This window comes from Streptomyces mesophilus, from assembly GCF_011044995.1.
Taxonomy (GTDB): Bacteria; Actinomycetota; Actinomycetes; order Streptomycetales; family Streptomycetaceae; genus Streptomyces; species Streptomyces mesophilus.
The window spans coordinates 1-12143 of sequence record NZ_JAAKZW010000092.1; the positions used below are offsets into that span (position 1 = coordinate 1).

Here is a 12143-nt window from a genome sequence, read left to right on the forward strand (position 1 = left end):
CAGCCGGTGGTGCCGGGGTTGCCGAGCCATGCCTCGTACGCGTCCCAGGCCTGCAGGGTGCGGCGGGTGGCGAAGTGGTGATTCCGGCCGGTCACCGGGTCGGTGAACTCCAAGGAGGTGGCGAGCAGTTGGAGCGGGCGGGAGAAGTCGTCGGGTGCGGGCTGGTCGAGCACGTCGGGGTAGACAGGGTCGCCGAGCAGGGGCAGTCCGAGCGAGTTCATATGGACGCGTAGCTGGTGGGTGCGGCCGGTGCGGGGCCGCAGCCGGTAGTGGCCGAGGTGGGTAGGGGGGTGGCCCTCGACATGGGGGTGCCCCTCCACATGGGGGTGCCCTGCGACACGGGGGTGGCCCTCGACGGTGCGGTGGCCGAGCAGTTCGATGCGGCTCTCCGCGTTGGGCTCACCCGCCACCTCGCTCGCGGCGATCACACCTCGCACCTTCTCGATGCGGCTGGTCACCGTGCGCGGCAGAGCCAGATCCGGGTGGTACGGGGCCACCGCCTCGTACTCCTTGCGGATCGCCTTGTCGCTGAACAGGGTCTGATACCTGCCGCGCTCGTCGGGACGCACGATGAACATCACGACCCCGGCGGTGAGCCGGTCGAGGCGGTGGGCGGCGCTGAGTTCGGGCAGCCCCAGCTCCGTCCGGAGCCGGGCGAGCGCGGTCTGGGTGATGTGGGAGCCGCGGGGGGTGGTGGCGAGGAAGTGAGGTTTGTCGGCGACGACCAGATGCTCGTCCTGGTACAGGACACCGATCGGAAAGGGGACCGGGTGCTCGGGAGCCAGCTCGCGGTGGAACCAGATCAACTGCCCGCCCGCATAGGGGGCGTCGGGCCCGATCGGCCCGTCGGCGGTGACGAACTCGCCGGCGGCCAGCATCCCGTCGATGACCTCGGCCCCCGGGGCGAGCCGTTCGACGAGGTGATCGCGCACGGTGGCCCAGGCCCCGTCCGCCGGCAGCTTCAGCCGTACGGCGTCCACGCCGTCGCGCTGGGGGAGGGGAGAGCGCAGGGGGCGCGACTTACGGGTCATGGTGTGTCCAGCGTACGAGGCGGCGTCGCGCCCGCTCCCAGGTGGCGGGCGAGTGCGGCGAGGTCCGCGGTGCGCAGCATCCGGTCGCCGTATCCCGGCAGCGGGACGTGCAGGGGATCGGTCCACTGTGCGGGGATCGCGGACGCTCCGTACACCGCGCCCGCAAGCATGCCGGTGACGGCGGCCACCGTGTCCGTGTCGCCGCCGAGGTCGACGGCGGCAGCCAGCGCCCGGTCGAACGTGGAGGTGGTGCGCAGCGCCCAGAGGGCCGAGCCGAGGCAGGGCCAGACCGCGCCTGAACTCGGTGGCGTCGTCGGGGTGCCAGCCGTCGGAGAGGACGACGGCCCAGCGTGCGCGGTGGTCCGGGTGCACCTCGGCCAGGGTCACGGGAATCGCGCTGAGCGGGTCGTGGCCGTCGAGAGCGACCCGCACCAGCTCGTGCAGGGCGGCGGTGCCGTCCCAGGCGGCGCGGTCGCCGTGGGTGAGCGCGGCGATCCGGCGTGCGGCGTCCATCGTGGCGGCGCGTCCGGACGGAGCGAAGTGGACGGCGGAGGTGCCGGCTCGCATCAGCGAACCGTTGCCCGCGGCGCGGAGGTTGATCTGGAAGTGCAGGGCGGCGGCCATGTCCCAGGGCTCGCCGCTGGTGAGCACATCCTCCGTCTGGAGGCCGATGTCCTTGGGCTCGCCCGCGGCCCAGCGCTGGAACCGGGCGAAGATATCGGGGAGTTGAAGTCCGCCGCAGTCCAGGAGTGACTCGCCCACGAGCACGGCCATCTGCGTATCGTCCGTGGCCTCGCCGGGGTCCCAGCCGCCGCCTCCGCACATCTCGCCCAGCGTGCCCGGGAACCGCCGGCTGAAATCGCCGGGGGAGCCGAACTCGAACGGTGCTCCCAGGGCGTCGCCGACGGCGGCGCCGACCACGGCTCCCACCTCGCGTTCTGTGCGCTGCATGGCCGCAAGCGTAGGGGCCTGTCGTTATCGCGAGCTTCGGGATACGCGATAGGTCGCGTCTTGCCGGATCGCGATAGTGGCGATATATTCGGCTACGGATATTCGAGTACGAGCAAGAGTCGGGGACCGGGAAGGCAGGTGAGGGTAATGGCGGGGAAACGGCGGAAGCTGAGTAATCCGCTGGCTCTCACGGTGCTGGTGCAGCTTGTCGAGCGGCCGATGCATCCGTACGAGATCGCGCAGATCCTGCGGCGGCGCGGCAAGGATGCGAGCACCAAGATCAACTACGGCTCGCTCTACACCGTGGTGCAGAACCTGGAGAAGCACGGCTTCGTGGAGGTCGCCGGGGTGCAGCGGGAGGGGAACCGTCCCGAGCGCACCCTGTACGGCATCACCGAGGCCGGGCGGATCGAGATGGTCGAGTGGCTGTCGGATCTGCTCGCCGTGCCGGCCGATGAGTATCCGATCTTCGAGACGGCCCTGGCCAATATGGGGGTCATCCCTCCCGACGAGGTCGTCCGGCTGCTCAAGGACCGGATCGCGACCTTGGACGTCAAGGCGGCGCAGGGCCGAGGGGCCCTGCGGAAGCTCTATGAGTCGCTGCCGCGCGTGTTCCTCGTCGAGGTCGAGTACCAGTTGCATCTGATCGAGGCCCAGATCGCGTGGCTGCGCGGCTTTGTGGCCGAGGTCGAGGACGGTTCGCTCGAAGGGGTGGCCGGCTGGCGTTCCTGGCACGAGACCGGGGAAATCCCCGAGGAGTTCCTCGACTTGGAGGAGGGTGTGGCCGGGGACGACCCGGCCGCCTGACTCCGGTACGTACCGAAGAGAACTCCGGTACGTACCGAAGAGAACTCCGGTACGTACCGAAGAGAGAAAAGAAAGACCCCGGCGGCGCTGTTGCAGCAGCTTCCGCCAGGGTCGCGAACCCCGGACCGACCGCGGTGAGGCGGCCAGGCGATCGAGGTGCGGCACACCCAGGATAGCCCGGCGCTCTTGTCGTGGATCGGCTCCCTGACATGGAGAGATCCCGTCATGCAGTCATCACAGGGCTCCACCCTGCCCGCGCGGCCCACAGCGCCCGCGGTGCAGGCACACGAGCTGACCAAGACCTATCCGGGGGATGTGACCGCGCTCAGCGGGATGTCCCTGACCGTCGAGGCGGGCACCGTGTTCGGGCTGCTCGGCCCGAACGGCGCCGGCAAGTCCACCACGGTGAAGATCCTCACGACTTTGGCCCGCCCTGACAGCGGCACCGCCGTCGTCGCCGGGCATGACGCGCTGAGTCACCCCGACCGGGTGCGCCGCGCCATCGGCGTCGTGTCCCAGAAGTCGGGCGCCGATCCGATGGCGACCGGCCGCGAGAACCTGCAGCTGCAGGGGCGCCTCTACGGGTTGCGCGGCGCGGAGCTCAACCGGCGCGTGGACGAGCTCCTTGAGCGCTTCGATCTCGCAGGGGCCGGCAAGCGGCAGGTCAAGGGCTACTCCGGCGGCATGCAGCGCCGGCTCGATGTGGCGCTCGGCCTGGTGCACCGACCCGAGGTGCTCTTCCTCGACGAGCCCACCACCGGTCTCGACCCCGAGGCACGTACCGCGATGTGGGACGAGATCGCCCGGCTCGCGGGCGACGAGGGCCTCACGATCCTGCTCACCACGCACTACCTCGAAGAGGCCGACCGTCTCGCCGAGCGCATAGCGATCGTCGACCGCGGCAGGGTCGTGGTCGAGGGCACACCCGATGCGCTCAAGGGCGAACTGCGCGGTGACGCCGTGCACTTGGAGCTGCGCGCCCCCACGCAGGACACCGGGCCGCTCGAGGCCGCGCTCGCCGGGCTGCCCGGCGTGCACGAGGTCCTGATCGACGGGCGCCGTATCAGCGTCCGGGCCGAGGACGGCGCGTCCGCCGTGCCGGCGTTGCTCGCGACGCTGGAGCGGGCCGGAGCCGCGGTCGCCGCCGCCACCGTCGCCCGGCCCTCGCTCGACGACGTCTATCTCCGCTATGCCGGCCGCCGTTTCTCGGAGGCCGAGGCCGCCCACGACGCACCGCACGCCGAGTTCGCCACCGCCGGAGGCGCCCGATGAACACCATGACCGAGACGCTGGCGCAGAACTGGTACATGACCCAGCGCCAGTTGAAGGCGATCGTCCGCCAGCCCGCGTATCTCGTGATGATGCTGGTGCAGCCAGCGATCTGGCTCTTCCTGTTCGGCAACCTCTTCAAGAAGGTCGTCGAACTCGGCGGCTTCGGCACCACGACGTATCTCGACTACTTGGTTCCCGGCATCGTGGTGATGAGTGCGCTCAGCTCCTCGATGTGGGCGGGCATGGGCACCCTCGAGGAGATCGAGCGCGGCACGCTCAACCGCTTCCTGACCACACCCGTCAGCCGTGGCGCGCTGATGAACGCCAACGTCGTGCAGAACGGCGTCAGTACCGCACTGCAGTCCGTGATCATCGTGCTGTTCGGCAAGCTGGGCGGCGCGGACTACCCCGGCGGAGTCACCGGACTTCTGGTCCTGATCCTCGCCTCCGTCCTGCTCGGCGCGATATTCGGGGCCCTGTCCAACGCCATGGGCATGCTGGTCCGCCAGCGCGAGTCGATCATCGGCGTGAACACCTTCCTGATGCTGCCGCTGACCTTCCTGTCCACCGCGTTCATGGCCCCCGCCCAAATGCCCGGCTGGATGCAGGCCATAGCGGACTGGAATCCGGTCAACTGGGCGATGGTGGCGGGCCGTTCGGCCATGGCGGACAGTCCCGACTGGGGCCTCGTGCTCAGCCGCGGCGGTGGTCTGCTCGTGCTGACGGTCGTGGCGGTGTGGCTGTCGACGCGGACTTTCCGCTCGTATCAGAAGTCGGTCTGACCGGGAGTCGGTCTGACCGGAAGTCGGTCTGATCAGGACGCGGTCCGACGCGAGGCGGCGCGGACGAGCGAAGGCGCCCGACGGGGTTCGAACTCGTCGGGCGCCTTCGCGGCCTGGTGATGCGCAGTACCGATCAGACCGGCATCGGCCACGCACGGAACTGCTTGGGCCGCGGCGGCGCGTACGTGCGGATCTTCGACGTGGTCAGGCCGAGGCGGACCAGCGACTCCGCGATCGTCACCGCGGCGGTCACCCCGTCCACCACAGGCACTCCGGTGCGCTCCACGACGCGCTCGCTCAGGCCCGACATCCCGCCGCAGCCCAGGCAGATGACCTCCGCCCGGTCCTGCTCGACCGCGCGGACCGCCTCCTCCGCGATCGCCTCGACCGCGGCCGCGGGGTCACGCTCGAGTTCCAGTACGGGCAGTCCGCTGGCCCGCACGGAGGCGCAGCGGGACGCGAGTCCGGCCAGGAGCAGACGGTCCTCGATGAGCGGGACGGCACGGTCGAGGGTGGTGATCACCGAGTAGCTGCGGCCGAGGAACTGCGCGGTGGCGGCGGCCGCTTCGGTGATGTCGACGACCGGCACGGAGAGCAGTTCCTGCAGACCCTCGCGGCCGTGTTCGCCATAGCCGGCCTGGATCACCGCGTCGAAGGGCTCGGGGTAGGACCGTACGGTCTCCATCACCGCGATCGCCGCGAGATGGCTCTCGTAGTTGCCCTCGACCGATTCGGCGCCGAACGCCGGGGTGAGCGGCACGATCTGGGTGCCGGGGGAGGCGGCGGTCCTCGCCTGCTCACCGATGGTCTTCGTCATCGAATCGGTGGTGTTGACGTTGACGACGAGGATGCGCATGGGGGTGTTCCTGTTTCGTTCGGTGGTTCCGCGACTGTGCGGTTCTGCGGTTCTGCGACCACGGGGCGGTGTTGGGTGGGGCGGCGATGCGGCGGGGTGTGGTCGGTCGGCTACGCGCTCGGTACGGCGATCGCCTCGCCGTCGACGTCCTCGACCGGCGTCGCGCCACGCCCCGGAAGGACGAGGTAGAGCAGCCCGGCGAGGAGGGCGCCGATGAACCAGGAGAAGCCGGCGATGCCCGAGAAGTACGGCACCAGCGCGATGACGACGGCGACCGCCGCGGACGGCACCAGGGCGGCCAGGGCCCGGGGGTTCACGCCACGGCGGTAGGCGTACGTGGCGGCCGGGTCCTCGCTGTACAGGTGCGGAACATGGACGCGCGTCCTGCGCAGCACCCAGTAATCGGCCATCACGATGCCGAAGGCCGGCCCGAGCAGGGCGCCGAGGCCGCCGAGGAAGTAGTCGACGACGACCGGGCTGTTGTACAGGTTCCACGGCAGGATGACGAGCCCGAGGACGGCGCTGACGATCGCGGCCTTGCGGAAGTCCAGCTTGCGCGGGAACAGGTTGACCAGCGTGTAGACGGGCGCCACGAAGTTGGCCATCAGGTTCACCGCCACCGTGAGCACGATCAGCGAGAGCGAGGCGAGGGCGAGCAGCCACGTGGAGGGGATCTGCTGCACGATGTCGGCGGGGTTGGTGACCACCTTGCCGTCGAGCTTGAACTGCGCGCCGCTGAGAACGACCACGATGCCGGCGAAGAACAGCATGTTCAGCGGGATGCCGACCAGATTGCCGAGCAGGATCGAACGGTTGCTCTTCGCGGACCGGGTGAAGTCGCAGAAGTTCAGGACGAACGTGCCGTAGATGACCACCCACAGCGCGGCCGCCTCGAGGATGTGCAGCCAGCGGTCGACGCCGGTGAAGGGGCTGCCCGCGTCCATCGCGATCGACCAGTCGACCCGCGCCAGCATCCATACGGCCAGGGCCACGAACGTGATCAGGACGGCGGGGGCCGCCACCGCGACGTACTTGCGGATCACGTCCATGCCGTAGCTGACGATCAGCACCTGGATGAGCCAGAGCACCAGGAACGAGGCCCAGCCGAGCAGGTCGAGCCCGAGCACGGACGTGTCCTGCCAGGACGCGAGGCCGGGGGCGACGGCGACCGCGAGGGCGGAGAGCACCGCCGAGGCGAGATAGGTCTGGATGCCGAACCAGGCGATCGCGACGCCGCCGCGGATCACGGCGGGGACCTGGGCGCCCCGTACACCGAAGGCGATACGGCTCATCACCGGGAACGGAACGCCCGTCTTCGCGCCCATGTAGCCGGACAGGCTCAGCAGGACGAAGAGGAAGACGGAGGCCAGGACGAAGGCGCCGAGGATGTCCCACACACCCATGCCGAGGGCGAACAGGCCGATCGCGAAAGCGTAGTTGCCCAGGCTGTGCACGTCGTTGGCCCACAGGGTGAAGACGTTGTAGCCGCCCCAGCTGCGGCCCGCCTTCTGCGTCGGGGCGAGGTCGGGACTGTAGAGCCGGGGGCTGGGGTCCGCCGGCGCGGAACCCGCGCCGGCGAGCGGCGCCTCGTCCGTACGCACCGAGGTCTGCGCTGTGGTCACACCGACACCTTTCTTGATTTCGGTATACGAAATCTGTTTTCCAAGGAGGGGTGACCGGGACGCTACGGGCGCGTAGGTGTGCTGGTCAAGAGGTCTTGCCGACTTTTGGTATTCCAAACGCACCTCCGTTGCGGCGCACACAAAAGCACCCCATCGGCGTGTGCCGATGGGGTGCTGGGGCCGTGCGGGGGTGTTCAGGAAGCCGGTGCGGCTGCCTCCTGTTCCGCTTCGACCTGGGCGTTCCACTCGCGCTTGGACGCCTGCCAGCCGTCCTCCGTGTGGCCGAGACGCCAGTAGCCGGAGATCGACAACTGCTCGCGTTCCACCCCTCGGTCGATGCGCAGATGGCGCCGGAGTTCCTTGACGAAGCCGGCCTCGCCGTGCACGAACGCGTGGAGTTCGCCTTCGGGGAAGTCCAGGGCGCGCACGACCTCGACGAGTGCCTCGCCGACCCGGCGGCCCTCGCGGTGCAGATAGGTGATGTGGGTGCCGTCGGGAGAGGCGACCTTCTGCTCCTCCGAGGCGTCCTCGACCTCGACGTACGCGAACACGCGGGCACCCTCGGGGAGTTGCTCGAGCGATGCGGCGATCGCCGGCAGGGCGCTCTCGTCGCCCGCGAGCAGGTGCCAGTCGGCGGTCGGCGACGGCGTGTACGCGCCGCCCGGGCCCAGGAAGCGGATCGTGTCACCGGGGCGGGCGTCACGGGCCCACGGTCCGGCCAGGCCCTCGTCGCCGTGGATCACGAAGTCGACGGTGAGCTCGCGCAGTTCGGGATCCCAGGCACGCACCGTGTACGTCCGCGTCACCGGCCACTGCTCGCGCGGCAGCTCGGCGCGGATCGCCTGGATGTCGAAGGGTTCGGGGTAGTCCACGCCGTCGGGCGCGAACAGGAGCTTGATGTAGTGGTCGGTGTACTCGTCGGCCGCGAAGCGGGCGAGCCCTTCGCCGCCCAGCACCACACGCTGCATATGCGGGGTGAGCTGCTCGCTGCGGACCACTTCCGCGAGATGGGTCTGCGGTGCCTTGCGTGCCGGGCGTTCCGCCACGACAGCCTCCCCTGATCGACGAACTTAGGTCAGCCTAAGTTAGCACCCGCCAGGAAAGGAGTGGAGGGGGCGTCGCATCGTGCGAGACCCCCTCCGTCAGCCGTCTCTCAGCCTGCCAGCGTCGTGACCAGGCGCTTGAGCGGAGTGCCGATGCCCCAGCGCTCCGCGAGATCGTCCAGGGACGCCGGGTCGCGCGGCTCGCTCGGCAGGGCCAGATCGATGTTCGGCACCGGCACGTCCGTGGCCACCCGTACGACCTTGGGCGCGACCTTCACGTACGGCCGCGACGCGTCGAGCTTCTTGCGCTGCGACGGGGTGAGCTTGGACTTCGGGTCGTCGATCGCGGCCATGATGCCCGCCAAGTCGCCGTACTCCGCGAGCAGTTTGGCCGCGGTCTTCTCGCCGACGCCGGGTACGCCCGGCAGACCGTCGCTCGGGTCGCCGCGCAGCACCGCGAAATCGACATAGCCGGGCCCGCCGCTGTCGAGGGCGTACTTCTCGCGCAGCCAGGCCTCGTCCGTGAGCTGCAGATTGCCGACGCCCTTGATCGGATACAGGACGCGGATGCCGCGCTTGTCGTCGACCAGCTGGTAGAGGTCGCGGTCGCCCGTGACGATGTCGACCGGTCCCGTGGCGCGGTCGGTGAGCGTGCCGATGACGTCGTCCGCCTCATAGCCGGGCGCGCCGATCCGGGCGATGCCCAGCGCCTCCAGGACATCGACGATCACCGGGACCTGCGGTGAGAGCGTGTCGGGGATCTCCTCCGCGTCGGGACCGGTCTCCGTCTCCTCGGCGACGCGATGCGCCTTGTACGAGGGGATCAGATCGACCCGCCACTGCGGGCGCCAGTCGTCGTCCCAACAGGCGACCAGCTCGTCGGGCCGGTGATCCTTGACCAGGCGGTCGATGAAGTCGATCAGCCCGCGCACCGCATTGACCGGTGTGCCGTCGGGGGCCTTCATCGACTCCGGGACGCCGAAGTAGGCGCGGAAGTAGAGAGAGGCGGTGTCGAGAAGCATGAGCCGTCGGGTTTGCGTCACACCTCGCATCATGCCGCACCCCACCGACAGCGGGCCTTGCAGACGACTGGGTCCGAGGACGCACTCCCGACCGGTCCGAGGGTGACGCACGGGAGGCTCTCAGCCTAAAACCCTCGACCTAAAGAAATTGTGAAGCGGATCACTTTCCGTTTGCCCTGAGAAAAGCCCGGGCAGGCGGGCACGCGGAGCGGACCCGTGCCGGATACAACCATTTCCGGGCCGGGCAGCGGGCAGACCCCGCGCAGCTCCACGGCCCGCCGGCGGGGGAGGCGGGCCGTAGTCACGTACGACCCGAGAGGTTTTATGTCCAGGCTCCAGGCTGAGCACCTGTACAAGGTGTTCGGCAGAAGGCCCGATGATGCGGTGCGCCGGCTCGAAGCAGGCGCGGACCGCGACGAACTGCGTGCCGAAGGCACCACGGCAGCGGTGATCGACGCCTCGTTCACCGTGGAGCCGGGGCAGATCTTCGTCGTGATGGGGCTGTCCGGCTCCGGAAAGTCCACACTCCTTCGCATGCTCAACGGGTTGCTGGAGCCCACCGCCGGACGTGTGCTGTTCGACGGTGACGACATCACCCACCTGAGCCCGAAGAAGCTGCGCGAGGTCCGCTCGAAGAAGATCAGCATGGTCTTCCAGCACTTCGCGCTCTTCCCCCACCGCAGCGTCCTCGAGAACGCCGCGTACGGGCTCGAAGTGCAGGGCGTCGCCAAGGAGGAGCGCCTGAAGCGCGCCACCGAGGCACTGGAACTGTGCGGCCTCAAGGGCTGGGAGAAGTCCTGGCCGGACGAGCTCTCCGGCGGTATGCAGCAGCGTGTGGGCCTGGCCCGCGCGCTCGCGACCAATGCGGACCTGCTGCTCATGGACGAGTCGTTCAGCGCCCTCGACCCGCTGATCCGCCGCGATATGCAGGACCAGCTGCTCGAACTGCAGAAGACCCTGAAGAAGACCATCGTCTTCATCACCCACGACCTCAACGAGGCCATGCGCCTGGGCGACCAGATCGCGGTCATGCGAGACGGCAGCATCGTCCAGACCGGCACGGGTGAGGACATCCTGGTCCGTCCGGCCAACGACTATGTGCGCCGGTTCGTCGAGGACGTCGACCGCAGCCGGGTGCTCACCGCGGGTTCGATCATGGAGAAGGTCGCCGCAGGCGCCGAGTTCGGCGACGACGAGAGCTCCTGCAGCGTCGAGACCCCGGTCGCCGAGCTCTTCGCGACGCTCGCCGAAGGCACCACCGAGATTCCGGTCACCGATGACGAGGGCGACCTCGTGGGTGTCGTGGCGCGCGAGAAGGTGCTCTCCGCGCTCGCGGACGAGGCGCAGATCGAGCCCGCCGCCCCGGCCGGGGAGGTGCGGGACACCGTGCCTGCCCCGCGCGAGACCGTGAAGGCGGTGGCGACCGATGCCTAGGTTCGAATTCGGCTCCTGGGTCGAGGACGCGGTCGGCTGGCTGCAGACCCACCTCGGCTGGCTCTTCGACTTCGTCAACAGCGTGCTCGAGGGCATGTACGAGGGCGTCAACTCGGTGCTCGGCGGCGGCGAACCGCTCCTGATCGCCGGCATCTTCGCCGTGATCGCCTGCTGGCTGCGCGGACTGCTCCCCGGTGTCCTGGCGTTCGTGGGCTTCGCCCTGATCGATTCGCTCGGTCTGTGGGACGACGCCATGGCGACACTGTCCCTGGTGATCGTCGCCGCGGTGATCACCGTGGTGCTCGCCGTGCCGCTCGGTGTCTGGGCCGCGAAGAGCAAGCGCGTCAGCGGTGCGATACGCCCGGTGCTCGACGTCATGCAGACCATGCCGGCGTTCGTGTACCTGATCCCCGGCGTGATGTTCTTCGGCGTCGGTGTCACCCCCGGCGTCATCGCCACCATCGTCTTCGCGATGCCGCCCGGCGTCCGGATGACCGAACTCGGCATCCGCCAGGTGGACGGCGAACTCGTCGAGGCCGCCGAGGCCTTCGGCACCAGCCCCAAGCACACCCTCACCCGGGTGCAGCTGCCGCTCGCGCTCCCGACGATCATGGCCGGTATCAACCAGGTCATCATGCTCGCCCTGTCGATGGTCGTCATCGGCGGTATGGCGGGTGCGGGCGGTCTCGGCGAGAAGGTGTACGCCGCGATCACCCAGCTCCAGGTCGGCCTCGCCGCCGAGTCCGGTGTCGCCGTGGTCATCCTGGCCATGTACCTGGACCGCATGACCGGCGCCCTCAACCAGCGCGTCTCGCCGCTGGGCCGCCGCGCCGCCGCCAAGGCCGCGGCCGCCGCGGGCCGCCTGAAGTTCGTGCACTACAAGCCGGGCACCGCCATCGCCGCGGTCGGTGTGGTCGTGCTCGCGCTCGTCGCCGGTGGCATGAACTTCGCCGGTTCCAAGGACGACTCCGGTGCGACGACCGCCGCCGCCGATGTCGGCAAGGGCAAGAAGATCAACCTGGGCTACATCCCCTGGGACGAGGGCATCGCCTCCACGTACCTGTGGAAGGAGCTCCTGGAGCAGCGCGGTTACGAGACGGACATCAAGCAGCTCGACCCGGGCCCGCTCTACTCCGGTGTCGCCCGCGGCGACATCGACTTCCAGACCGACGCGTGGCTCCCCACCACGCACAAGGACTACTGGGACAAGAACGCCGAGAACCTCGAGGACCTCGGCTCCTGGTACGGCCCGACGTCTCTTGAGCTGACGGTGCCTTCGTATGTGAAGGGCATTGATTCGCTTGAGGACCTGAAGGGTCAGGG

The 12143-nt window shown here is 69.2% G+C and carries 10 protein-coding genes and 1 pseudogene; 5 read left to right on the top strand and 6 right to left on the bottom strand.

Going from position 1 to position 12143, the window contains the following annotated elements:
• Together G6045_RS21325 and G6045_RS21330 are read right to left on the bottom strand one after the other, a co-directional pair.
• Positions 1-1031: pseudouridine synthase (locus tag G6045_RS21325; protein ID WP_165333639.1), on the bottom strand; the 1031-nt coding region annotated here is incomplete at its 3' end.
• Positions 1028-1982, bottom strand: a pseudogene (locus G6045_RS21330) (ADP-ribosylglycohydrolase family protein). The gene G6045_RS21325 and the pseudogene G6045_RS21330, both read right to left, overlap by 4 nt.
• Before the next feature lie 147 nt (positions 1983-2129).
• Between G6045_RS21330 and G6045_RS21335 the strand changes: the two are divergent.
• The 3 genes from G6045_RS21335 (at position 2130) to G6045_RS21345 (ending at position 4843) form a co-directional block, all read left to right on the top strand.
• Entirely contained in the window at positions 2130-2789 is a 660-nt protein-coding gene (locus G6045_RS21335; protein WP_165333640.1) for a PadR family transcriptional regulator, read from the top strand.
• 225 nt (positions 2790-3014) lie between these two features.
• Complete coding sequence (locus G6045_RS21340) at positions 3015-4061, top strand: ATP-binding cassette domain-containing protein (protein WP_165333641.1); 1047 nt, start codon at positions 3015-3017, stop codon at positions 4059-4061.
• 5 nt (positions 4062-4066) lie between these two features.
• Complete coding sequence (locus tag G6045_RS21345; RefSeq protein ID WP_165333658.1) at positions 4067-4843, top strand: ABC transporter permease; 777 nt, start codon at positions 4067-4069, stop codon at positions 4841-4843.
• 133 nt (positions 4844-4976) lie between these two features.
• Here G6045_RS21345 and G6045_RS21350 read toward each other — a convergent pair whose 3' ends face one another.
• The 4 genes from G6045_RS21350 to G6045_RS21365 all read right to left on the bottom strand — a co-directional run bounded on the left by G6045_RS21350 (position 4977) and on the right by G6045_RS21365 (position 9416).
• Positions 4977-5699 (bottom strand): aspartate/glutamate racemase family protein, encoded by a 723-nt coding sequence (locus G6045_RS21350; protein WP_165333642.1) that lies wholly within the window; start codon positions 5697-5699, stop codon positions 4977-4979.
• A 110-nt stretch (positions 5700-5809) separates the two neighbouring features.
• On the bottom strand, positions 5810-7300 hold the full coding sequence (locus tag G6045_RS21355) for an NCS1 family nucleobase:cation symporter-1 (RefSeq protein WP_165333659.1): 1491 nt from the start codon (positions 7298-7300) through the stop codon (positions 5810-5812).
• 215 nt (positions 7301-7515) lie between these two features.
• Positions 7516-8367, bottom strand: coding sequence for a siderophore-interacting protein (locus G6045_RS21360; protein WP_165333643.1), 852 nt, complete (start codon positions 8365-8367; stop codon positions 7516-7518).
• A 107-nt stretch (positions 8368-8474) separates the two neighbouring features.
• Complete coding sequence (locus G6045_RS21365; RefSeq protein ID WP_235968142.1) at positions 8475-9416, bottom strand: 5'-3' exonuclease; 942 nt, start codon at positions 9414-9416, stop codon at positions 8475-8477.
• A 294-nt stretch (positions 9417-9710) separates the two neighbouring features.
• Here G6045_RS21365 and G6045_RS21370 point away from each other — a divergent pair, with 294 nt between their 5' ends.
• Both G6045_RS21370 and G6045_RS21375 read left to right on the top strand, forming a co-directional pair.
• Positions 9711-10820 (top strand): quaternary amine ABC transporter ATP-binding protein, encoded by a 1110-nt coding sequence (locus G6045_RS21370; RefSeq protein ID WP_165333645.1) that lies wholly within the window; start codon positions 9711-9713, stop codon positions 10818-10820.
• Positions 10813-12143: ABC transporter permease subunit (locus G6045_RS21375; RefSeq protein WP_165333660.1), on the top strand; the 1331-nt coding region annotated here is incomplete at its 3' end. The genes G6045_RS21370 and G6045_RS21375, both read left to right, overlap by 8 nt.

What these genes read in the sequence shown, in the direction of transcription:
- G6045_RS21350 (WP_165333642.1), bottom strand. Translation starts at nt 5,699, where the DNA reads ATGCGCATCCTCGTCGTCAACGTCAACACCACCGATTCGATGACGAAG.
- G6045_RS21365 (WP_235968142.1), bottom strand. Translation starts at nt 9,416, where the DNA reads ATGCGAGGTGTGACGCAAACCCGACGGCTCATGCTTCTCGACACCGCC.
- G6045_RS21335 (WP_165333640.1), top strand. Translation starts at nt 2,130, where the DNA reads ATGGCGGGGAAACGGCGGAAGCTGAGTAATCCGCTGGCTCTCACGGTG.
- G6045_RS21340 (WP_165333641.1), top strand. Translation starts at nt 3,015, where the DNA reads ATGCAGTCATCACAGGGCTCCACCCTGCCCGCGCGGCCCACAGCGCCC.
- G6045_RS21370 (WP_165333645.1), top strand. Translation starts at nt 9,711, where the DNA reads ATGTCCAGGCTCCAGGCTGAGCACCTGTACAAGGTGTTCGGCAGAAGG.
- G6045_RS21345 (WP_165333658.1), top strand. Translation starts at nt 4,067, where the DNA reads ATGACCGAGACGCTGGCGCAGAACTGGTACATGACCCAGCGCCAGTTG.